Here is a 22233-nt window from a genome sequence, read left to right as displayed (position 1 = left end):
TTTTACTTGTCCTATGACCAAATTATCCTAAAATAGCCGAAACATCCGCTGTAAATAATATTGAAAGCAAAAAATATGAACGCGCCAAGCAACAACATCCCCCAAGGCAGCGATTTAATCGCTGAAATAGAGCGGTTAAAAAAAGAGCGCAATGCCATTATCCTTGGCCATTATTATCAAAAACCAGAAATTCAGGAATTATCCGATTTTGTCGGCGATAGTTTGGAATTATCGCGCAAGGCGGCGGAAACAAATGCCGATGTTATTGCATTTTGCGGGGTGAAATTCATGGCCGAAACCGCCAAAATTTTATCGCCCCAAAAAACCGTTATCCTGCCCGATATGAATGCAGGGTGCAGTTTGGAAGATGCCTGCCCCCCCCAAAAGTTTAAGGCATTTCGCGAAAAACATCCCGATCATATCGCGCTTACCTATATTAACTGTTCGGCCGAGGTAAAGGCATTGTCCGACATTATCGTCACATCATCCAGCGCGGAAACCATCATCGCGCAAATACCGCCCGAACAAAAAATCATCTTTGGGCCGGACCGCCATTTGGGCGGGTATATGAGCCGTAAATTTAACCGTGAAATGCTATTATGGCCGGGTGTGTGCATTGTGCATGAGGCATTTAGCGAAAGTGAATTGTTAAAGTTAAAGGCACAATATCCAACTGCCCCCGTGGCCGCGCATCCCGAATGCCCGCCGCATATTATTGACCATAGCGACATGGTGGGCAGCACCAGTGCGATTTTGAAATTTGCCAAAGAATTTGTAGGTGATACATTGATTGTGGCGACCGAACCGCACATCATCCACCAAATGGAAAAGGCCGTGCCGAATAAGAATTTCATCGGCGCACCGGGCGCAGATGGTAATTGTGCGTGCAATATTTGCCCCTATATGGCGCTGAACACATTGGAAAAGCTTTATATCGCGCTGCGTGATTTATCTCCGCAAATCCATATGGACGAAGAAATTAGGTTAGCCGCCAAAAAATCACTGGACCGCATGTTGGATATGAGCGCGGGCAAAGCCCAATATGGCGATTTAGGGCCAATGGATTTGGCGCATAAAATCAAATGAGCTTTACCATCGACCATTTCGACCTTAACGCCTTTGTTACCGCGACATTGGCGGAGGATATGAACGGGCCGTTATATGGGGCAGAGGATGTTCGCGGCCATGATATTACATCCGAAAGCGTTATCCCAACCGACATGCGCTTTTCCGGCGTGATGGACAGCAGGGAGGCGATTATTGTCGCCGGCCTGCCCCTTGCAGAGGCGTTTTTTCGCGCCCTTGACCCAGATTGTAGGATAGAAATTTTATTTAATGAAGGTGCATCCGCCCCCGACGGAGCGGACCTGATGCGGTTAATCGGCAATGGCCGTGCCATGTTAACCGCCGAACGTAGCGCGTTAAACATTGTCCAGCATTTATCCGGAATCGCCACCTTAACCCGCCAATATGTCGATGCCATTGATGGCACGGGATGCACATTACTCGACACGCGCAAAACCACCCCTGGCCTGCGCCATTTGGAAAAATATGCCACGCGCATGGGCGGGGCGCAAAATCACCGAATGGGCCTATGGGATGCAGCCATGATAAAGGATAATCATGTCGCCATTGCCGGCGGCGTGGGCGCGGCGGTAAAACGCGCCGTGGCACATGGCGTGAAAGATATTATATTGGAGGTTGACCGGCTGGACCAGATTGAGGAGGGAATTGCCGCAGGGGCGACGCATATCCTGCTCGACAATATGGCGCCCGCCATGCTACGCGATGCGGTGGCGTTGATAAATGGCCGCACCAAAACAGAGGCATCGGGCGGTGTAACATTGGAAAGCATCCGTGCAAAGGCCGAGAGCGGCGTTGATTTTATCAGCGTGGGCCGAATAACACAAAGCGCCCCTGCGATGGATATTGGCCTTGATTTTACGCAAATCTAAATTTGCCCTTTCTGCCATAATATTGGCGGCAATAATGTTGGCATCGCCATTAGAGCCGGCGGTTCAGGCACAGGCATGGCAATGCACCGCGCCCAATATTTTGCCGCGTCCAAGGGCAGAATATGCAAAGCCCGCCGACATACGCCGCACGCCCATATCAGGATATATTTTGGCGTTAAGCTGGTCACCCGAATATTGTCGAACACGGAAAAATGACTCCAAATCGGCGCTGCAATGTTCCGGTAGCATGGGTGATTTTGGCTTTGTGCTGCATGGTTTATGGCCCGAAGCATCAGGGCCAAATTATCCACAATGGTGCAAAAAAGCCCCCGTCATCAGCCGCGAAACCGTGCGTAAAAACATCTGTATGACCCCCGATGTTCAATTATTGCAACATGAATGGGCCAAACATGGCACATGTATGACGCAAAAGGCCGATTCATATTTTGATGCCGCGCGCACATTATATGGAGCAATAAATTTTCCCGATATGGCCCGCCTGTCCCATGATAAAAACCTTAACGCGCTAAAAATTGCTGATGCGTTTGAAATGGAAAATGACGATTTGCCCGCCAATGCAGTAAAGGTTCAAACCAACCGTAAATCATGGGTGGAGGAAGTGCGTATATGCATGGACACAAAATTCATGCCCACCAAATGCCCCAATTTTGTGCGCGGCGCGGCGCCAAATGAACGGGTTAAAATTTGGCGTACCCTGCCCTAAACTTCCTGCCCTGACCTATCCGATTATGCATCAATGATTTTGGTGTGCGGGTGATGTTTATCCAAATGTTTTTTGATGATGCGCAAATTTTTACTATTTGACCGCCATAATAAATCAAACGCATCGCCAATAAAGGGAATTGCGCCCAAAACCGTATCAATGCCCACATTTGCCGCCATGCGGGTTAATTGAAATTTTGACATGCCCAAATTGCGGGCCTCCCATACCATATATGCGCCCATGGCGGCGGTGATAAGGTCGCCCAATACTGGTATTAACCCGATGATGCTGTCCAATCCCACGGGAATTTTCGTGCCCGGAATGTGAAAACTGCGCTCCAATAATAATTCCATTGCCTCCACCCTTTGCCGCACGCTTTGCGGGTCATTGGCCATGGCGGGCATAGCCTCGGCAAATTGGCGAAATTTCTCATTCTGGTCCATTTTCATCCTATCTTGGCGGCACAAAATACGCCGCTTCCCCCTATATAGGGTCGCGATTGCCCAATGCCCAGAGGGGGTGCCAATATCTTGGCGAAGCATCAAATCCGATAAGGCCCGGCCTTACCAAATTCCATCTTAATGGCTGTGATATGGGGATAAAGCCATATTGCTGCTGTAAAATTGCCTCGGCCTCGGTCAATTTCGCGGCGCGTATATTCAAATCATCATTTGCCATTGCCTCATCCACCATTTGGTCGGCTTCTTTGCTACAGATGGCGGCATAGCGACAGGAAAGCATGCGTAAATACCAATATGAATTGCTAAGATAGCTAACCTCATCAACCAAAATTAAATCACCCGACATAGGTTTATCGGCCCGTGTCAATTGGATACCAATTTGCGCAAAATCCTCTTTCAACATGTTGAAAATATGGTCATTGCCCGGACCATTTGGCGCATATAGGCTGATTTTTTTATTGCCCGATACACCCGCAATTATTTCCCGCGCCTGTTGCTTTCTTGTTTCAATATTATCATTGGTCCATGATGGCCTGTCCAATTTTCCCCGTCCAGGCATAGCCTCTGGGACCAAAGTGACCGCTTCTTTCAATGTTAAAATATTATATGCGGTCAATAAACGGGGGCGGTCCACCGCCATGGCAATGGCCATACGCGCTTCTTTACTTTCCAATAAAGCACCCTGTGGATTGACCAATAATCCATATAAACCCGCCACCGGATCGGCAATAATTTCGGCCGATGAAATATCCGCCGCTTGTAATAAGGGCAGGGCATTAAAATCCCCGTTCAAAATCAAATCGCTATTACCCTCTCGATAATTGGCAATGGCAGTTTTCGCGTTGCTCATCCGGATGGATGTCGTGCGTTCATCCAGTAATGGCTGTCCCTTTGCATCTATGACACGCAATTTTAATTGCATGATTTTGCCGCTTTGTTTGGCCTGCATCGGGCCAGAACCAAATTGACCATTAGTCAGACCAAGTTCCGGCTGCGCCAATATCTCCAAAAATCCCGGTCGCGGGCTGGTCAACCTTATTTCAATAACACGGCCCGTCATCGGTTTAATTTGGGTGATATATTTCATCTCATCCGCCAATGGACCGGGGGGTAAGGCACGCCATCTTTGGCGCAGCGCATTTGCAATATCAACCGCCTCCACCTGCACGCCATTTTTCCACCAAATATGGTCAAGACGGAAGATAAAACTCAGCCCATCATCGCTGACCACCCAACGGGAGGCAAGACCGGGAACAATCCGCCCTTGTTTATCCAAATTGACAAGACCCTGCGCCGTGGATGCGCGCAACAGGGCCGATCCGACATTCAAATCGGCCTTTCCAACATTAAAATTCTCTCCGCCCTGGCTGATAATATCCACCATGGGATTTTCATTATCAACCGAAGGAGAACAGCCCGCAAAAAAAAGGAGCGTCAACAAAAGCGAGAGAAAAGATGTAATTTTCACTTCATCGCCTCTTTTGTTCGCCATATAAATTGGCTGGGGTGAATATTGGCCGGATTATCCTCATACCCTCTTATATAAGGTTGAACCAGTGCGCGCGATATATAAAAATATAATGGAATGACGATATTATCATCCATCATTATTTTTTCCGCATATTGCATTGCCGCCATTCTTTTCTTCTCATTTCCCTCTGCCACAGCCATTTCCAATGCATTGACAAAGGCGGGATTATTATATCCGGTGTAATTTTGGCTGCCCGACGTGGTTTGATGAATGGCAAGAAAATTTTCCGGCGCGGCATAATCGGCTATCCACCCTGAACGGGCAAGGGCAAAGTCACCCCGCCGCAACATATCAAAATGCAGGCTGGCCTCGCTGTTCAAATTTTTTGCATCAACCCCAATATCGCGCCACATTGTCGCCATGGCCACCGCCGCGCGCCGATGTTCTGACGAACTATTATATCTTATGTCAAAACTTAACGGATTATTTGGCCCATATCCTGCGGCGGACAATAATTTTCGTGCCTCTGTCCTACGCATTTCCATCGGCCAATTCGCCCAATAGGGGCGATATGCCGCCCCGTCATATAATGATGGCGGCACCACGCCATAGGCTGGTTGATTGGAAATATTTGCCCCATTCCCGCCCAGCATTTTTTCGCTCATCCATTGCCGGTTTACCGCCATGGACAATGCGCGGCGCACTCGCGCGTCATTAAATGGCGTTTTACGTAGGTTAAATACGAAATAATAACTGCCAATATAGGGCGAAATACGCACCAATTGCGGGTAATTTTTCTGAAGCCATTCTTGCCTGCTTTCAGGATAATCGCCCGAAATATCGGCCTGCCGCGCCAAAATACGCCGCATGGCGGTTTGTTTATTATCCGATGGCGTCCAATCCACGCCATTATTTTTTGGCCGCGAACCATGATATTGTGGATTTATCACCAATGATAATTTTTGGTTTAACTGCCATGATGATAAGATATATGGCCCGCTGCCCACCATGGGGCGATCTTGGGTCCATTTATCCCCCACTGCGTCAATACGATGAAATGGCAAAGCGGCCATGGCCGGATGCGCTAATAATTGGGGTAAGGCAGGAAATGGTTGATACAATTTTATGACAATTTGGTCCGCACCCTGCGGTTCAACCGATTTGATAATGCCAAATAATGCGCGATGTGGGGATGCGGATTTTTCATCCATGATACGGGCAAATCCGCGCGCAAAATGCGCCGCCATTATTTTTTGCCCATCGGAAAATTGCACTCCCTCCCTTAATGTAAAATGCCAAATCAATCCATCCGCGCTGACCTGCATTTTTTTGGCAAGACCCAATATAACATGTCCATTTTCATCATATCTGGTCAATCCTTCAAATTGATCCATCGCCACCCGAACAGAGGATAAATCCGACATTATTTGCGGATCAAGGCCGCGTGCATCGGCATCCATTAACCGAATGATAGGCGCGTCATCGGAAATTTTTCGATTGTCAGGCGCGTCATTTGCGCTGCAAGACATCAACATAAATGCCGCAATTATGGTGATGAAAATGGAAATATGGTGCCGCATCATGCCATGCTAAATGAAATAAAAAATAAACAAAGTGGCAATATATATTTTGACAATATTTTTACAGATATATTGCACATAATTTATTTAAAAATATATATAATTTAATTATTTACAAACCAATCCTTTTGGCTATTTTTGCCATCATCTTTATGAAGGGATTAAGTTTATGGGCTTTACCAAATCTGGCCTGCGTGGTGTAATATTATCCATATCGTTAATTATAGGCGCATCCATCACGGCAAGCAGCGCAACCGCGCAATTTGGCATTTTAAAGGATGTCGCCAAAAAAGTGGCCGCGCCAAAGGTAGCAAAAATCATCCCACAAAAACAACCTGTTTCCACCAATATTGCCGATGCAATATATGGCGTGCCGGAATATGACCGATTTGTTCCAGATATTGCGCAAAAATCGCTTACTTCATTGCCGCGCGATGAAAAAGGCGGCTTTATTTTGGCAGCTGGCTATTATAGTTTTAACGCGCAAAGCTATTGCCTGCATGCCGGAACGCATGGGCCGGGCGGCGGCGATGGATATTTATACGCCCCATTAAAAGGAACAGCGCAAAGGGCCGTGCAATCCATTTTGGAAAATAGCGTAGCCCATCCAGAAATTGAGCAAAAGGAAATTCAAACTTTGCTATGGGCGATTGTCGCGCGGGCAAAATTTGAAAATTTAAGCACAAGGACTAAATTTGTCGCATCACAGCTTTTAACGCCACAGGAAATTGCCGCGCTTAACCGCGATGCGCTTGGCATGTTAACCGACCCTGCCTTTGCCAAAATAACGGGTGGGCTTCCCCCCTTTGCGCGGCAGGTCCTGCGGGCGGAGGCCGATTTACGGGCCATGCTATCTTCGTCTTCATCTTCCTATGAAGAATTGGAACGTATCGCCGTTTTGACCGGCGCGGTGGAGCGCGGTGAAGGCAGCATAGACACACCGGCGACAAGATGGAGCCTGCATCCCGATGGTTATTATATCCGCTATGACCCCTTTGGATATAGCAAGACAAAGGTAGAAATTTGGGTGGAAGTGAACAGCCCAGCCATTGGAAAAACATATAATCCTGCGGTCCATATTGCCGTGCCGGGCAATACATCGCGGCAAAGATTGGCCCAGTCGGCCAGAGAGTATGGAAAATGAAGCGAATATGGAAAATGAAGTGAATATGAAAAATAGCATTATTATAAATAATTGCTGAATATCAAAAAATATGGGGCCAATTTCCGGCCCCATTTTTATATCAGAAAAACATTTTAAAAAATTGCCCGATTATCTTTCTTTGGTCGCGCCAAATATCAAATCGGGATTTTTTTCCTGTTGATAGCCGACATCCCATGACGAACGGGCCAAAAACACCGCATCACCATCGCGGTCTTTGGCCATATTTGCACGGTTTAGGGAGGCGAAATTTTCAATTTTCGCTTCTGCGCCCTTTAACCAGCGGGCAGTATCAAATGGCGCGGGTTCAAGCACCGCCTCCACCTTATATTCTGCCTCTAAACGAGAGATTAGCACTTCCAATTGCAATTGGCCCACCACACCAATGACCCATTGTGAGCCAATTTCGGGGTAGAAAACCTGAATCACACCTTCTTCGGATAAATCGTCCAGCGCTTTACGCAATTGTTTTGTTTTGGTCGGATCTTTTAACACCACACGGCGCAAAATTTCGGGCGCAAAATTGGGCAGGCCAATAAATTGCCGATTATTTTTCTCACTCAATGTGTCGCCAACACGCAATGTGCCATGATTGGGAATACCAATAATGTCGCCGGGCTGCGCTGTATCGGCAATTTCACGGTCCTGCGCGAAAAATAAAATGGGCGAATGAATGGCCACTGGTTTACCATGGCCCGAAGGCGTTAATTTCATCCCGCGTTTGAACGTACCAGAACATAGCCGCATAAAGGCAATGCGGTCGCGGTGGTTCGGGTCCATATTCGCCTGAACCTTGAAAATAAATCCTGTAACCTCGCTATCGCTTGGGTCAATAAACCCGCCCTCAATCGGCTGTGGTCGCGGCGGCGGCGCATGGGCCGCAATCGCATCAATCATCTCGACAATGCCAAATTCTTTTAACGCCGAACCAAAAAATACCGGTGTCAAATCCCCATTTTGATAGGCGGCAAGATCAAAATCAGGATAGGCTTCCTTGGCCAATCCGCCCTCTTCACGAAGCTTGCTTAACCCGCGTTCAGACAGGTTTTCGGCCAAAATATCATCGTCAATCCCGCCGGTGGCAATTATTTTGCCCTCAAATGCCTTTGACCCGCCGGTGGGCTGCATTAAATTTCCCGTAACGAAATCAAAAATACCCTCAAACTCGCCGCCCATGCCCACGGGCCAGCTCATCGGGCAAATATCCAGCGCCAACATATCGGCCACTTCGTCCAACAGTTCAAATGTGTCGCGCCCCTCGCGGTCCACCTTGTTCACAAAGGTGATAATCGGCACATTGCGCAGGCGGCATACCTCAAATAATTTGCGGGTTTGCGGCTCAATACCCTTTGCCGCGTCAATCACCATAATCGCGCTGTCCACGGCGGTTAGCGTGCGGTAAGTATCTTCGGAAAAATCCTCATGCCCCGGCGTGTCGAGCAGATTAAAAGTAATGCCGCCCCGTTCAAATGTCATCACCGAACTGGTCACAGAAATGCCGCGCTGTTGTTCAATTTTCATCCAATCGGACCGCGCGCGCCTTGCCTGTCCCCGCGCCTTTACCTCGCCCGCCAAATGGATTGCCCCACCCTGAAGCAATAATTTTTCGGTCAATGTCGTTTTACCCGCATCGGGGTGCGAAATAATGGCAAAGGTGCGCCTATTTTGTGCGTTCATATTGGTCATCTGCGCTGCTTATCCTAGCTTTAGGGTGACGTCCATGCGAAAGCTGCGCTCTTCGCCTTTGGCCAACATCATAATTCCCGGTTTTTCGGTAAAATCGCCTGTAAAGCCTTGTGGATCGGCCATGCCCGCCCATGGTTCAATACATAAATATGCAGCCCCTGGTTTTGTCCAAATGCCAAGCCATGGGGTGTCGGGAAAATCAATCGCCAAATGTGCGCCGCCTGCATCGCCATAAATTAACGAACGGCTGTTTAATTCACGCCACACCAATGCATCATTGGCAAACATATCATCATGGGGGGTAAAGCGATCTTTCTTTACCGGACCATCCTTCATTTCATGGGCAATGGTCGCCTCAGACGAAATAACGCAAAGCTGCGCTGGCTCATCATGTTCAAAAATAATCTCATGCACGTCCTTTGCCGCGCCAAATGGCAAAGGCCATGCAAAGGCGGGGTGGAAACCAAAACTAAATGGCATGTCCCCATCGCCCATATTTTTGACGGTAATTTTTTGATAAAGAGTTGCGCCGGCAACCTTAAAATATGCGTCCAATGCAAAGGCAAAGGGATATTGGGCAAGGCTTTTATCATTTTCCCGCAATTGCAGGGTGATTTCATCTTCCCCATGATGGACCACATCAAATTGTTGATGCCGCGCCAACCCATGTTGCGGCATATGATATTGCCCGCCATATATCCGCGCCACATCATCATGCAGCCGGCCAACAATGGGGAATAATAATGGCGCACGCCCCGCCCAAAATTTGGGATCGGCATTGGTCATCAACTCTGCCCCATTTCGGGTTTGTATAGAGCTTAACTCTGCACCCATCGGGTTAATTTGGGCGGTTAACTCACCCGATGAAATGCTTAACATCTTATGTCCTTAACAAACCGCCATTTTTGGCCGCCGCCGCGATAATCTTATCCGATAATGATTTTAACTCATCATCGGTAAAGCTTTTATCCTGTGGCTGCAACGTCACTTCTATCGCAATGCTGACCTGTCCTTCGGGCACGCCATTGCCGGTAAAGGCATCAAAAATGCGCGCATCTTTGACATGCTGCTTATCGCATCCCCTTATCGCGCGTTCCAATTGATATGCCTGTCCATCATTGGGGAAAAGAAACGCAAAATCACGCTTCACCGCTTGCAATGCGGGAGGCGCATAGGGCGCACGCATAAATGCACCCACGCCTTTTTTGGCGGGAATGGAATCTAAATAAATTTCTGCGGCAACCACCGGCCCGTCAAGGTCAAAAGCCTTGGCCGTCAGGGGATGCAATGTGCCGAAACTGGCCAAGATATTTTTGGGGCCCATACGCAATGTGCCCGATTGACCGGGGTGGAAATGCGCCCCCGCATCCCCCATTATCATCAAATTATCGGTGGCAACCCCTGCGGCAGATAATAATGCCATCGCCTCTGCCTTTGCGTCATAGGCATCAAATTTACCCGCCTTACCACTGGCCCAATGGCGTGCATTTTTATCGCCCGCCATCACCATGCCCAAGGTTAAACGTTCGTCACTCGATCCATCTTTCGCGCGGAAATATCGCCGCCCAATTTCAAATAAACGAACCGATAATGCCCCCCTGTCCATATTGCGGCGGGCCGCAGATAATAATCCGGGCAAGATTGAGGTGCGCATCACCTTCATATCTTCGCTTATTGGATTGGCCAATGTCCACGCACCGCCGCCAAAGGCATTTGCCTCTTTTTCTGGAAGGAATGACCAATTTATCGCCTCATTCATCCCGCGCGATGCCGCGCTGCGCCGCATTTTGCGTTCCAATTTTTGCAAAGGAGTTGCGGTGGGCCGCGCCACGCCATCGGCGCGGGGCAAGGGGGTGGAGGGCACTTTATCAAGGCCGACCATACGCACCACTTCCTCCACCAAATCGGCCGCGCCATCAATATCGCGGCGCCAGCTGGGAATGGTGACATTCCATTTTGCATCAATGTCAAAGCCCAATTTTTGCAAAATTTCCTTTTGCTGGGCCGATGTCACATTCACCCCGCCCAATATAAGGGTAAGGCCGGTGTCAAAATCTATCTGGCGCGGCTTTACTGGCGGCGTGCCCGCACGGACAATCTCGCTTGCCTCTCCGCCGCAAATTTGCAGCACCAAATCGGTCAACAGCATCATGCCATCATCTAAAAATGCGGGGTCAACACCGCGTTCAAAACGGGTGCGGGCATCGCTGGTCAGGGTTAATGCCTGTCCCGTTTTGGCAATATTTTCCGGCGTGAAATAGGCGATTTCCAATAAAATATCGGTGGTTTCGTCGCTGCATCCGCTATGTTCGCCGCCCATAATGCCGGCAATATCATGCACGCCCGCATCATCGGCAATCACCGTCATGGATGAATTTAACTTATATGTTTTTTCATTAAGGGCAAGGACCTCTTCGCCTTCATTCGCACGGCGAGCGGTGATTTTACCCGTCAATTTTGACAAATCATAAATATGCGCCGGACGGCCACAGGCGAACATTAAATAATTGGTAATATCAACCAATGCAGAAATGGGGCGCTGTCCCGCCGCCTTTAATCTATCCTGCAACCATTTGGGCGATGGGCCATTTTTAACGCCGCGTATCACCCGCCCATAAAATGCAGGGCAGCCATCTTTATCCGCAATCTCTATCTCAATCGGGCATGGATAATCGCCTGATATTTCAGGAACTATGACAGGTTTAAATTCGCCATATCCCGCCGCCGCCAAATCGCGGGCAATGCCCATCACGCCCATGCAATCTTGACGATTTGGGGTTATGGAGACATCAAAAATGGGGTCGTCCAATTTGGCATAATCGGCATAGCGATCGCCCACAGGCGCATCATCGGGCAGTTCGATAATACCATCATGGTCATCGCCCAATTCCAATTCGGCAATGGAACACATCATGCCATTGGATTCAACGCCCCTAATTTCGGCAACTTTCAACATCATGCCATTGCTGGGCACGGTTGCACCCGCCGGACCAAATACGCCCAGCATCCCCGCGCGTGCATTGGGTGCGCCGCAGACGACTTGCTTTGGGCCATCGCCCGCATCCACGCTTAAAATTTGTAATTTATCTGCCTGTGGATGGGGGGCAGCGGACAACACCTTGCCCACCCGAAAATCGGATAATTTATCGGCGGGATTTTCAACCCCCTCAACCTCTAAACCAATATTATTCAGGGCCGCAGCAATTTGATTGGCATCGGCATCGCTTTGTAAATAATATTTCAACCAGCTTAATGAAAATTTCATGCCGATACTCCTACACCGCCGCTTAATGTCGGGACATCCAATGCGTCAAAACCATAATGGCCAAGCCAGCGGCCATCGCCGTCAAAAAATGCCCGCAAATCATCCATCCCATATTTCAACATGGCAAGGCGGTCGACGCCCGTGCCAAATGCAAATCCTTGGTAAATTTCTGGGTCCAGCCCACAATTTTCAAGCACACGGGCATGCACCATGCCGCTGCCCAAAACCTCCATCCAGCCGCCATCGGCATCATCGCCGCTGCCACCAATGACGCGCTTTCCCTTTATATTGGTATAGCCAACATCCACCTCTACACCAGGTTCAGTAAAGGGGAAATAGGATGGACGCAGGCGCAATACCACATCATCACGTTCAAAAAATGCCCGTAAAAATGTTTCCAATGTCCATTTCAAATGGCCCAAATTTATGCCCTTATCAATCACCAACCCCTCAATTTGATGGAACATGGGCGTATGGGTCGCGTCGCTATCGCTGCGGTAAACACGGCCCGGCGCAATGATATGAATGGGCGGCTCTCCCCCCGCTGCAACCACCGATTGCATGGTGCGAATTTGCACGGGCGATGTGTGCGTGCGCAGCAACATATCGCGGCCCTGCGCGTCCTTTTCGGGAAAATAAAATGTATCATGCATGGCGCGCGCAGGGTGGGTTTCGGGAATGTTCAGCGCGGTAAAATTGCGCCAATCATCCTCAATCTCTGGCCCTTCGGCAACGGCAAAGCCCATATCGGCAAAAATTTCGGCCAATTCATCCATCACCTGGCTAACCGGATGGATGCTGCCCTTTGCTGCAATGGGCGCGGGCAATGTCATGTCCAATTTTTCATTGGCCAATCGCGCATTTAATAGGGCGGTTTCAAGCGCCGCTTTTTTATCCGATATGGCATTGGCCACAGCCTCGCGTGCGCCGTTAATTTTCGGCCCTTCTACTTGGCGTTCCTCTGGCGACATTTTGCCCAATGTTTTTAATAATGATGAAATGCTGCCCTGCTTACCCAAATAATCAAGCCGCAATTGTTCCAACTTATCTAAATCGGCCGCAGCTAATATCGCCGCTAGCGCTTGATCCATAATATTTTCAACATCACTCATAAGGATTTGCCATTTCGAAAAATTAAAATTTTGTCATTCCCGCGATATATATCAAAATCAACAAGAAAAAGGGCGCGAGTGACCAAAGTCGCCCACGCCCTTATTTAAATATCTGTTAATCAACGCGCGAGCAATGCCCACATTCGCAAATTAAGCAGCTTTATCCAAAGCGGCCTGAGCCTGTTTGATAATGCCGCTAAATATTGCTGCTTCGTTCATGGCAAGGTCAGCCAATACTTTACGATCCAGCTCAATATTTGCCAATTTCACGCCATGCATGAAACGACCATAGGTCAAACCCTCTGCACGAACGGCCGCGTTAATACGCTGAATCCAAATTGCGCGGAAGCTGCGTTTTTTAACCTTACGGTCACGATATGCATATTGACCAGCCTTCTCAACCGCTTGACGGGCGATACGGATGGTATTTTTGCGGCGGCCATAATAACCTTTGGCCTGTTCCAAAATTCTTTTATGTTTTGCGCGGGTGGTAACACCCCGTTTGACGCGTGCCATAATCTATTCCTTTAAATGCTTAAAAATGTTGCTTTAACGGGGTTATCAACCCAAACCGTAAGGCGCCCATTTTTTGATTGTTTTTGTATCTGCATCAGAAATGACGCTGGTACCGCGATTTTGACGGATATATTTGCCATTATGGCTCATCAAACGGTGACGTTTGCCGGCTACGCCGTGCTTAATTTTACCGGTAGCGGTGATTTTGAAGCGTTTCTTCACACCACTTTTGGTTTTCAACTTGGGCATTTCGGTCTCCTTTTACTTAGGTTCCATGTCAGACAAGCATGGCAGCCCTATCGGCCAGCCCATCTATTCGGAATGCGCGTCTATATCTAGATTCGCGGCAAATGCAAGCGATTCGCGCCTAAATGCACTGCTTTATTTTAAGCACCGCTTAATGGCCGCAGGCCAGCGCCTCCAACACATCGTCCAAACGTGCCGGATCGCCAAGGGCAATAACATCACCCTGTGACGCCGCGTGCAAAGGCTCACCCTTCCAATCGCACATCATGCCGCCCGCGCCCTCCACTATGGGGACAAGCGCCGCAATATCATGCAATTTCAACCCGCTTTCCACCACAATATCAATATGCCCGCTGGCCAAAAGCGCATAATTATAACAATCACCGCCCCACATCATATGTTTATGCGATGTTTTACCCGCCAGCGCCATAAAATGCTCCGCGCTATGATTATCAAAATATTGCGGCCCAGTAGAGGCCAAGGTGGCGTCCTTTAACTCACCGCAAATGCGGGTTTTAACGGGCAATCCGTTTAATGTTGTCCCCTTGCCCGACACACCAACCCATCGCTCACCCGATATGCATTGGTCAATCACACCCAAAACCGGCCACCCATCCTGCAACAAGGCGATTAACGTGCCAAAGGTGGGCCGCCCCGCCATAAAACTGACCGTGCCGTCAATGGGATCAAGCACCCAAGTGCGGCCCGAACTTCCGGATTTTTCGCCAAATTCCTCGCCAATAATTGCATCATTGGGAAATTCGGTATCAATAATTGCGCGAATCGCCGCCTCTGCCGCGCGGTCCGCCTCGGTCACGGGGGATGCATCGCCCTTTGCCTCATGCGCGAAATCGCTGCGGAAAAATGGCCGAATGGCATCGCCTGCCGCATCTGCCAATCGGTTGGCAAAAATAATATCAGATGGGGTCATGATAATATCAATCAAACAGGCTGGAAACACTGCTTTCATCGGCAATGCGGCGGATCGCCTCACCCAATAAAGGCGCGATAGGCAAATGGCGAATATTATGCGCTGCGGCCACTTCGTCGGTTGCCTGAATGGAATCAGTAATCACCAATTCTTTTAAGCTGGATTTGGAAATCCGATCTGCCGCCGCGCCGGACAAAACACCATGGGTGCAATATGCCACCACTTCGGTTGCACCATTGGCGCGCAGGGCATCGGCCGCATTACATAATGTGCCGCCCGAATCGACAATATCGTCAATTAAGATACAAAAACGGCCCGACACATCGCCAATAATGTTCATCACTTCGCTTTCGCCTGGTTTTTCGCGGCGTTTATCAACAATTGCCAAAGGCGCATTATTCAATCTTTTGGCCAATGCACGGGCGCGAACCACGCCGCCGACATCGGGGGACACGACCATCAATTCATGATCGCCAAAACGCGAATTTATATCCGCGCTCATCACCGGTGCGCCATATAAATTATCGGTTGGAATATCGAAAAAGCCCTGAATCTGTCCGGCATGTAAATCAACGCATAAAACGCGGTCTGCCCCCGCTTCAGTAATTAAGTTGGCCACCAATTTGGCGGAAATCGGTGTCCTTGGCCCGGGCTTTCTATCCTGACGGGCATAGCCGAAATAGGGCACAACCGCAGTAATCCGCTTTGCCGATGCACGGCGCAGCGCATCAATCATGATAAGCAATTCCATTAAATTATCATTGGCAGGATGATTGGTCGGTTGAATGACAAAAACATCCTCTCCGCGCACATTTTCATGAATTTCAACAAAAATCTCATCATCGGCAAATCGGCGCACACTGGCATCTGTTAATGGTAATTCCAAATAGCTGGCAACCGCGCGGGCAAGCGGAAGATTGCTGTTTCCCGACATAATTTTCATGAAAATTCCCCTGATGATATTTTGATATAGTGAATAACAAATATAATTTGATGTCCATAGCGCCGCGATTCAAATTTAACAACGCCCTTGCACTTAGATAATTTGTCATCAATTACATGATAAGGCCATTTAAGCGCCATGATATATTTTGGCATGATAAAGGAATTAAAATAATGCGGATTGCAATTGCGCAAATTAACCAGCTTGTCGGCAATTTAACGGGCAATGCCGACGCGATGTTGCAATGGCGGGAACAGGCCGCAAAGCAAAATGCCGATCTTATCATCTTTCCCGAATTACAGCTTATCGGATATCCGCCAGAAGATTTGGTTTTAAAACCCGCCTTTATTCGCGATACGGCGGCGCAACTCGGCAAATTGGCCAAGGCCACAAAAGATCATGGCCCGGCCATGTTGGTGGGCAGTATTTTTGCCGAAAATGACGCATTATATAATGGTGTTGCCTTATTACATGATGGCAAGGTTCAGGCGATAAGATATAAGCGAGAATTACCCAATTATGGCACATTTGATGAAAAGCGCCTATTTGCGGCGGGCCCATTGCCTGAACCAATAGAGTTTATGGGCTTTAAAATCGGCCTGCCCATTTGTGAGGATGGATGGCTGCAACCTGTTTGTGCCCATTTGGCGGAACAGGGCGCTCAATTACTGCTTTCGGTTAATGGCAGCCCCTATGAAATTGACAAGGATGATCGCCGCGCACAGGAGGTGTTTGCCGCGCGCGTTGCCGAAACCGGCCTGCCGTTAATTTTCCTAAACCGTGTGGGGGGACAGGATGAGCTGGTCTTTGACGGCTGTTCATTCATCCTCAATTCCAACGGAAAAATTACGCACCGTATGCCCGATTGGGAAGAAGAAATGATTATCACCGATTGGCAGTTACAAGATGGCAAGGCAGTGTGCACCGACACCTCGCCCATTTTGTCATCATGGGATGACCATCCCGCCGATATTTATAATGCGATGGTCATTGGTCTGCGTGATTATGTTGATACCAACCATTTTCCCGGTGTCGTTTTGGGTATGTCGGGCGGTATAGACAGCGCATTATGTGCGGCAATCGCCGCCGATGCTCTTGGACCAGAACGTGTTTGGTGCGTAATGTTGCCCAGCCGTTATACCAGCCAAAGCAGCCTAGATGATGCAGCGCAGTGCGCCGATATGATTGGCTGTCGTCATGACGTCATGCCCATTAACCCCGCCGTGGAGGCGTTTGACAGCATGCTATCGGACAGCTTTGCCGATAAACAAGTCGATATAACCGAGGAAAATGTGCAATCGCGTATTCGCTGTGTCACCTTAATGGCTTTATCCAATAAATTTGGCCATATGTTGCTGACCACCGGCAATAAAAGTGAGATGAGCGTGGGCTATGCCACCATATATGGCGATATGTCTGGCGGTTATAATCCGTTAAAAGACGCCTATAAAATGACTGTCTTTGCGCTGGCCGAATGGCGCAATAAAAATATGCCAAAAATGGGTTTGGGCAAGGCGGGACAGGTTATCCCCCAAAATATTATCACCAAGCCGCCCAGTGCAGAGCTGCGCCCTGATCAAAAAGATAGCGACTCCCTGCCCCCCTATGAACAATTGGACGCCATTTTATATGGGTTGATTGAAAAAGAATTATCGGTGGAAGATATTTGTGCAGAGGGTCATGACCGCGCGGTGGTGACACGGATTGAACGCCTGCTTTACATTGCCGAATATAAACGCCGCCAAGCACCCATTGGAGTGAAATTGGGCAGCCGCAATTTTGGCCGCGATCGCCGTTACCCCATCACCAATGCCTATCGCAGCGGGTGAAATGATAAAGGGGTTAATAGGAATAGGAGATACGCTGATAAGCTTTTAAGCCGATGATTATCCCCCAAAACATCGCATCACGGTTAAACCAGATTGCGTTGTTCCGGTGTTATAACATCTTTGTTCCGATGGTTTATTATTCCATAAAACCGATGGCTGCCGGTTTCGCGCCGAATTATATTCTATTTCGGCCTGCCTGCGGCGATCCTCTGCCTCTTTATATAGCCGCTCTTGCTCAATCCTTTTGGCTTGTTCATATTTTCGCGCCGCCAAATGCTGCATCCCGAAACTGCGCGGCACACGCTGACAAACGGCGACATATTCCGTAGCCTTGCTATGTATCATTGAAATTTCGACTGCCATATTCATTAAAAACCGTCTTTGTTCATTTTGTTCAAATGGATTGGCCGTCCAATATCCATTTAACCATAGGTAAAAATCATAACATTGGCTGTCGGGCAATTTTATCTGTGGGTCATTGCTGTTTTCATAATATTGCATGACCGTTGTAACATAATGCACCCAATTTCCATTTCTGGGTTTATTTTTGACAAAGGCGACAAAGGGGTCTTGGGCTGGTTCAAATTTATCCAATGGCTGTTTCAACACCCAATCGCTCAATGCTTTGGGCATGATGGGGCAGAATTGTTTGGCAAAGACGGCCTTTTCATAATCCAATGCCCATGAAATTGCCTCATCCGGAATCCGGCCCACGCTTTGGCCATTTATTCCATTAAAGACAAGCGAATAGGCAATTTGACATCCATTTAACCCTGCAGTTCTCTCCTCAATGGATCGATTGGCAAAGCGGTAATCAGCTTCTTTTTTCTCTTTCAATCGCGATAAACCGATTGAGGGAACATATTTGCCCGATAAACAGCCTTTTTCTGGCTTAAAATATCTATACCATGGGCTATAATTGGTGGTTAAATTCGTTAAATCTGTGCAATCCTTGCTGTCTAATTTTGCCTCCACAAATCCCAATTGTTCCATGCTGGGTTGCGCGGGATCATCGCCAAAACATTGGCCAAGCCCTGTTGAAGCATAGGCAATGGCAGATGCAGGCGGCTTTTGGGCAAAATATTTACGGATTTTTTTTATATCCCCTTTATTGGGGCCCCATGGCCGGGACAGCGCCTTTGCCATCCCATTATCCTTTGGTAAACCGCAAATATCATTGGCACGAAAACAATCGGCAAAGGCATAATTATTAAAGTCATCAGCCTCTATTATCGCTTCTGGACCGCTATAATACCATGTTAATATCATCGCGCTGTTCAGGCTATGCCCTACTGTTTTTGATTTTTGAAAAACAAGGGACAAACTATTATGATTAAATGCCTTCACCCAATCCGATTTTTCTATGGGACAGGTTTTGCTATTCTTAAATCCATTTTCCAGCGGGACAAAAACAGTATCAAGCGCAGCTGATATTTTGTTGAACAATGCATCATTGCCCTTTGGTTTATTGTCTTTTGCACTATTGCCCGATGTTTGTTGGTTTTGATTATTTTGATCCACGCCAGCGCTTAATGACCCCCCGCCATAGGCAAGGGATGATAAAATCAACAATCCACCGCCCAAAATGCTTAAAATCGCGCGCATCTTCATTCCCCATATCAACACCCATTCATCTATATAACGTCATTTTATCCCGCCAAAGTCAACGCCAACATTATGACAAATATTGTCATTTTTTCTCGCAATGCATCACAATATCTGCATGCCCTTGGCCCAATTGCCGCCTTCACCAAAGCAACCATCCTATTCAAAAGCTGCTAATGTCACATAAATCCGATATTTGACAAAATCTATGTAATGTTATAACATATTTATATTAGGAGAGCAGGCAAAGCATTATTCATAACTAAGAGAAATATTATTTGATGATGGCTTGGCGTCACTCCTAATCACAAAAGGAGAGAGAATATGAGCTATGCAACATATAATAATGGAACAAATTTCAAAGCGATGGGCCTTGCCCTTGGTATAAATGGCGCGATAATCGCCGCCGCCATTTTAATACCATCGGCCGTATATTTCATCAAAAAAGAACCGCGCACCACCGTTATAAATGTTGAAAATAAACCGGACCAGCCGCCACCGCCCGTGGAGGATTTTTCAAAGGAAAAGCCCGCAAAGGCCGACCCCATTTATATACAAAAACCGATAAATCCCGCGCCCAAAAATGATAATGACGTCACAACAACGCCCGAAAAGCCGACTGCCCAACCCTTGCCCACAGGCGGTGTCATTGATGGTTCGGCGCCCATAAAACCAACCGAAACCATAATAAAACCTGCCGACATTCCCTTGCCGTTAATTTCGGCGCGGCGTGACCCCAAATATGCTAGCCGCTTTCAACCCGAATATCCCGGCCGCCTTATCCGGTTGGGGATTGAGGGTTCGGCCACCATAAGCGTGTTAATTGGCACAGATGGCCGTGTAAAAATTGCCAATATTGTGTCGGCTACCCATGTTGAATTTGGCCGTGCGGCAAGGGAGCAAGCATTAAAATCATGGCGGTTTATTCCGGCACGGCGCGGTGATATAATCGTAGAGGAATGGATGATCCTGCCGGTCAATTTTATCCTTAATTAACCGCCATATTTTTAAGCATCTATATTATATGGGGCAGGTTATTCTTGCCGCGCCCCATATATACAAATTATATATCAAAATTGGCCAAAATATATAGGCGCATCGCCCATTTTCCATGGCGTATATTTGGTCATAATGGCCGCGAATAAATCACCATCCAAATATTGCGCCAACCATTTTTGCAAGGCAGGCCATGGCTGTGCATCGAACCACACCTTATCCGCATGGGCAAATTGACGGACAAAGGGAAAAATCGCAATATCGGCCATGCTTTCTTTATCACCTAGCAAGAAAGGATGCGCCGACAATATTTCATTCCAATTGGCCAAAATTTCACATGCCCTTGCGCGGTGCATCATCGAAAATTCCTCTGCATCAACATCCACATATCGCACCGCATATTTATATCGGTCCAAATGATGCTTAAACGGTCCATCACATTGCGCGATAAGCCCATCAATTTTCGCGCTATCCGCGCCCCTGCGCCACCCCATCGGGTCATTTTCACTCAGCGCCCATTTCATGACGTCAAGGCTTTCCTCAAGGATAAAATCCCTGCTTTTACAAAGCACTGGCACGGTTGCCTTTGGTGAAATAGCGATCATTTCATCGGGTTTGTTGCGCAGCGCGACTTCCCGCAGCTCTACCTGCATCCCCGATGCCCAAATACCCATTCGCGCGCGCATGGCATAGGGGCAGCGGCGAAAACTATATAAAATTGGGGTCGATAAATCCGTCATTTCATCCTTCGGCATCGCCCAAATGGGTCATGCCGCGCATTTTGGCCAATTGCATTTGATGTTGGCGTTCCTCATATCTTGCGCGGCGCATTTCATCGCGTTTATCAAAACAATGGGGGCAGCTTATCCCCTCAACATATTTATCCGACTGCACCTCTGTCGGAGACAGGGGCATACGACAGGCATGGCATTGCACATAATCGGATTGGGCCAAACCATGGCCGACCGCGACCCGTGCATCAAAAACAAAGCAATCCCCTTCATAACTGCTTTTTTCTTGGGGCACTTCTTCTAAATATTTTAATATCCCGCCCTGTAGATGATATACTTCATCATATCCCTGTGCCTTAACATAGGCGGTGGCCTTTTCACACCTTATCCCGCCGGTGCAAAACATGGCAATTTTGGGCTTTGGTCCGCCTTCATCAATATCCTTTGCCAATTCATCAAACCATTTGGGAAATTCGCGAAAGGTTTCGGTTTTGGGGTTTATTGCGCCCTTAAAAGTGCCAATGGCAACCTCATAATCATTGCGCGTGTCTATTAAAATGGTGTCCTGCGCCGAAATTAACGCATCCCAATTTTCGGGTGTTACATATTGGCCCTTATCATGCGCCCCATCAATTCCCGGCACACCCATGGTGACAATTTCTTTTTTCAACCTGACCTTCATCCGAAAAAATGGCTTTTCATCGGCGGTTGAAAATTTCGCGGTTAAATTTTCAAATCCGGCCCAACTGCGCAGTTCGGCCAAAATAATATCCAATCCCTGCCTTGTCCCCGCAATCGTGCCATTCACCCCTTCATCGGCCAATAATAATGTACCGCAAATGCCATTTTCTTTACATAATTTCAACAAAGCTGGTTGGCGCTGCGCGAAATCGGGCAAGGGAGCGAAATGATATAAAGCGGCCACAATATAGGCCGGCATAGATGAATCAATATGTGACATAGTCGCTGTTTAGTCTGTTGTGGCAAAATACTCAATATTATGCGTGCGCCATATTTCAC

General features: G+C 48.0%; 20 protein-coding genes. 6 read left to right on the top strand and 14 right to left on the bottom strand.

The annotated features are described in order from the left end of the window. Positions 1 to 75 precede the first annotated feature (75 nt). The 3 genes from nadA to LPB140_RS02385 are packed head-to-tail and all read left to right on the top strand — an operon-like array spanning position 76 to position 2679. Positions 76 to 1086, top strand: a complete 1011-nt coding sequence (gene nadA, locus LPB140_RS02395; RefSeq protein WP_072558509.1) for a quinolinate synthase NadA — start codon at positions 76 to 78, stop codon at positions 1084 to 1086. Then, a complete protein-coding gene (nadC, locus tag LPB140_RS02390) occupies positions 1083 to 1955 on the top strand; it encodes a carboxylating nicotinate-nucleotide diphosphorylase (protein WP_072558508.1) in 873 nt (290 codons plus the stop codon). The genes nadA and nadC overlap by 4 nt, the downstream gene beginning before the upstream one ends. Positions 1956 to 1989: 34 nt before the next feature. Continuing rightward, a complete protein-coding gene (locus tag LPB140_RS02385) occupies positions 1990 to 2679 on the top strand; it encodes a ribonuclease T2 (RefSeq protein ID WP_072560176.1) in 690 nt (229 codons plus the stop codon). A gap of 23 nt (positions 2680 to 2702) precedes the next feature. Here LPB140_RS02385 and LPB140_RS02380 read toward each other — a convergent pair whose 3' ends face one another. From LPB140_RS02380 to LPB140_RS02370, 3 genes are read right to left on the bottom strand one after another with little or no spacing between them, the layout of a single operon-like run. Further along, positions 2703 to 3122: a DUF4112 domain-containing protein gene (locus LPB140_RS02380; protein ID WP_072560174.1), complete on the bottom strand. Its 420-nt coding sequence runs from the start codon at positions 3120 to 3122 to the stop codon at positions 2703 to 2705. 40 nt (positions 3123 to 3162) lie between these two features. Beyond that, positions 3163 to 4632 (bottom strand): ABC transporter substrate-binding protein, encoded by a 1470-nt coding sequence (locus LPB140_RS02375; protein WP_072558507.1) that lies wholly within the window; start codon positions 4630 to 4632, stop codon positions 3163 to 3165. Beyond that, positions 4605 to 6194, bottom strand: coding sequence for a peptide ABC transporter substrate-binding protein (locus LPB140_RS02370; protein WP_083549845.1), 1590 nt, complete (start codon positions 6192 to 6194; stop codon positions 4605 to 4607). Before LPB140_RS02370 ends, LPB140_RS02375 begins: the two co-directional genes overlap by 28 nt. 166 nt (positions 6195 to 6360) lie before the next feature. Between LPB140_RS02370 and LPB140_RS02365 the strand changes: the two genes are divergently transcribed. After that, positions 6361 to 7335, top strand: a complete 975-nt coding sequence (locus LPB140_RS02365; RefSeq protein WP_072558506.1) for a hypothetical protein — start codon at positions 6361 to 6363, stop codon at positions 7333 to 7335. Positions 7336 to 7464: 129 nt separating this feature from the next. Here the strand turns inward: LPB140_RS02365 and LPB140_RS02360 are convergent, their stop codons facing one another. The 8 genes from LPB140_RS02360 to LPB140_RS02325 all read right to left on the bottom strand — a co-directional run bounded on the left by LPB140_RS02360 (position 7465) and on the right by LPB140_RS02325 (position 16052). Beyond that, on the bottom strand, positions 7465 to 9030 hold the full coding sequence (locus LPB140_RS02360; protein ID WP_072560170.1) for a peptide chain release factor 3: 1566 nt from the start codon (positions 9028 to 9030) through the stop codon (positions 7465 to 7467). Positions 9031 to 9048: 18 nt separating this feature from the next. Then, positions 9049 to 9918, bottom strand: a complete 870-nt coding sequence (locus LPB140_RS02355; protein WP_072558505.1) for an aldose 1-epimerase family protein — start codon at positions 9916 to 9918, stop codon at positions 9049 to 9051. 1 nt (position 9919) lies between these two features. Then, a complete protein-coding gene (gene pheT, locus LPB140_RS02350) occupies positions 9920 to 12304 on the bottom strand; it encodes a phenylalanine--tRNA ligase subunit beta (protein WP_072558504.1) in 2385 nt (794 codons plus the stop codon). Then, the gene (gene pheS, locus LPB140_RS02345; protein ID WP_072558503.1) at positions 12301 to 13416 is read right to left on the bottom strand and encodes a phenylalanine--tRNA ligase subunit alpha; all 1116 of its coding nucleotides are present in this window, start codon (positions 13414 to 13416) and stop codon (positions 12301 to 12303) included. The genes pheT and pheS overlap by 4 nt, the downstream gene beginning before the upstream one ends. A 150-nt stretch (positions 13417 to 13566) precedes the next feature. After that, entirely contained in the window at positions 13567 to 13932 is a 366-nt protein-coding gene (gene rplT, locus LPB140_RS02340; RefSeq protein WP_072558502.1) for a 50S ribosomal protein L20, read from the bottom strand. A 45-nt stretch (positions 13933 to 13977) separates the two neighbouring features. Beyond that, positions 13978 to 14181, bottom strand: a complete 204-nt coding sequence (rpmI, locus tag LPB140_RS02335; protein ID WP_072558501.1) for a 50S ribosomal protein L35 — start codon at positions 14179 to 14181, stop codon at positions 13978 to 13980. A gap of 148 nt (positions 14182 to 14329) precedes the next feature. Then, positions 14330 to 15109 carry a histidinol-phosphatase gene (gene hisN, locus LPB140_RS02330; RefSeq protein WP_072560168.1) on the bottom strand — a complete coding sequence of 260 codons (780 nt, stop codon included), beginning with the start codon at positions 15107 to 15109 and terminating at the stop codon, positions 14330 to 14332. 7 nt (positions 15110 to 15116) lie between these two features. Beyond that, a complete protein-coding gene (locus LPB140_RS02325) occupies positions 15117 to 16052 on the bottom strand; it encodes a ribose-phosphate pyrophosphokinase (RefSeq protein WP_072558500.1) in 936 nt (311 codons plus the stop codon). A gap of 173 nt (positions 16053 to 16225) precedes the next feature. On the opposite strand from LPB140_RS02325, the gene LPB140_RS02320 reads away from it, so the two are divergent. Then, positions 16226 to 17881 carry an NAD+ synthase gene (locus tag LPB140_RS02320; protein WP_072558499.1) on the top strand — a complete coding sequence of 552 codons (1656 nt, stop codon included), beginning with the start codon at positions 16226 to 16228 and terminating at the stop codon, positions 17879 to 17881. A 57-nt stretch (positions 17882 to 17938) separates the two neighbouring features. Here LPB140_RS02320 and LPB140_RS02315 read toward each other — a convergent pair whose 3' ends face one another. Then, positions 17939 to 19486, bottom strand: a complete 1548-nt coding sequence (locus tag LPB140_RS02315; RefSeq protein WP_072558498.1) for a hypothetical protein — start codon at positions 19484 to 19486, stop codon at positions 17939 to 17941. Between the two features lie 324 nt (positions 19487 to 19810). Between LPB140_RS02315 and LPB140_RS02310 the strand changes: the two genes are divergently transcribed. Then, a complete protein-coding gene (locus LPB140_RS02310; protein ID WP_072558497.1) occupies positions 19811 to 20482 on the top strand; it encodes an energy transducer TonB in 672 nt (223 codons plus the stop codon). A 74-nt stretch (positions 20483 to 20556) separates the two neighbouring features. Here LPB140_RS02310 and LPB140_RS02305 read toward each other — a convergent pair whose 3' ends face one another. After that, complete coding sequence (locus LPB140_RS02305) at positions 20557 to 21222, bottom strand: glutathione S-transferase (RefSeq protein WP_072560166.1); 666 nt, start codon at positions 21220 to 21222, stop codon at positions 20557 to 20559. A 1-nt stretch (position 21223) separates the two neighbouring features. Then, positions 21224 to 22174 (bottom strand): oxygen-dependent tRNA uridine(34) hydroxylase TrhO, encoded by a 951-nt coding sequence (trhO, locus tag LPB140_RS02300; RefSeq protein ID WP_198024144.1) that lies wholly within the window; start codon positions 22172 to 22174, stop codon positions 21224 to 21226. Between the last annotated feature and the right edge of the window lie 59 nt (positions 22175 to 22233).

It is taken from the genome of Sphingorhabdus lutea (assembly GCF_001889025.1).
In the GTDB taxonomy this organism is placed as follows: domain Bacteria; phylum Pseudomonadota; class Alphaproteobacteria; order Sphingomonadales; family Sphingomonadaceae; genus Sphingorhabdus_B; species Sphingorhabdus_B lutea.
Note: the sequence above shows the minus strand (reverse complement) of the source record. Positions and strands in the feature narration are given on the sequence as shown.

Bases quoted from the DNA above. Each gene is read 5' to 3' on its own strand.
- nadA (WP_072558509.1), top strand. From the start codon at position 76: ATGAACGCGCCAAGCAACAACATCCCCCAAGGCAGCGATTTAATCGCT.
- nadC (WP_072558508.1), top strand. From the start codon at position 1,083: ATGAGCTTTACCATCGACCATTTCGACCTTAACGCCTTTGTTACCGCG.
- LPB140_RS02385 (WP_072560176.1), top strand. From the start codon at position 1,990: ATGTTGGCATCGCCATTAGAGCCGGCGGTTCAGGCACAGGCATGGCAA.
- LPB140_RS02380 (WP_072560174.1), bottom strand. From the start codon at position 3,122: ATGGACCAGAATGAGAAATTTCGCCAATTTGCCGAGGCTATGCCCGCC.
- LPB140_RS02375 (WP_072558507.1), bottom strand. From the start codon at position 4,632: ATGGCGAACAAAAGAGGCGATGAAGTGAAAATTACATCTTTTCTCTCG.
- LPB140_RS02370 (WP_083549845.1), bottom strand. From the start codon at position 6,194: ATGATGCGGCACCATATTTCCATTTTCATCACCATAATTGCGGCATTT.
- LPB140_RS02365 (WP_072558506.1), top strand. From the start codon at position 6,361: ATGGGCTTTACCAAATCTGGCCTGCGTGGTGTAATATTATCCATATCG.
- LPB140_RS02360 (WP_072560170.1), bottom strand. From the start codon at position 9,030: ATGAACGCACAAAATAGGCGCACCTTTGCCATTATTTCGCACCCCGAT.
- LPB140_RS02355 (WP_072558505.1), bottom strand. From the start codon at position 9,918: ATGTTAAGCATTTCATCGGGTGAGTTAACCGCCCAAATTAACCCGATG.
- pheT (WP_072558504.1), bottom strand. From the start codon at position 12,304: ATGAAATTTTCATTAAGCTGGTTGAAATATTATTTACAAAGCGATGCC.
- pheS (WP_072558503.1), bottom strand. From the start codon at position 13,416: ATGAGTGATGTTGAAAATATTATGGATCAAGCGCTAGCGGCGATATTA.
- rplT (WP_072558502.1), bottom strand. From the start codon at position 13,932: ATGGCACGCGTCAAACGGGGTGTTACCACCCGCGCAAAACATAAAAGA.
- rpmI (WP_072558501.1), bottom strand. From the start codon at position 14,181: ATGCCCAAGTTGAAAACCAAAAGTGGTGTGAAGAAACGCTTCAAAATC.
- hisN (WP_072560168.1), bottom strand. From the start codon at position 15,109: ATGACCCCATCTGATATTATTTTTGCCAACCGATTGGCAGATGCGGCA.
- LPB140_RS02325 (WP_072558500.1), bottom strand. From the start codon at position 16,052: ATGAAAATTATGTCGGGAAACAGCAATCTTCCGCTTGCCCGCGCGGTT.
- LPB140_RS02320 (WP_072558499.1), top strand. From the start codon at position 16,226: ATGCGGATTGCAATTGCGCAAATTAACCAGCTTGTCGGCAATTTAACG.
- LPB140_RS02315 (WP_072558498.1), bottom strand. From the start codon at position 19,486: ATGCGCGCGATTTTAAGCATTTTGGGCGGTGGATTGTTGATTTTATCA.
- LPB140_RS02310 (WP_072558497.1), top strand. From the start codon at position 19,811: ATGAGCTATGCAACATATAATAATGGAACAAATTTCAAAGCGATGGGC.
- LPB140_RS02305 (WP_072560166.1), bottom strand. From the start codon at position 21,222: ATGACGGATTTATCGACCCCAATTTTATATAGTTTTCGCCGCTGCCCC.
- trhO (WP_198024144.1), bottom strand. From the start codon at position 22,174: ATGTCACATATTGATTCATCTATGCCGGCCTATATTGTGGCCGCTTTA.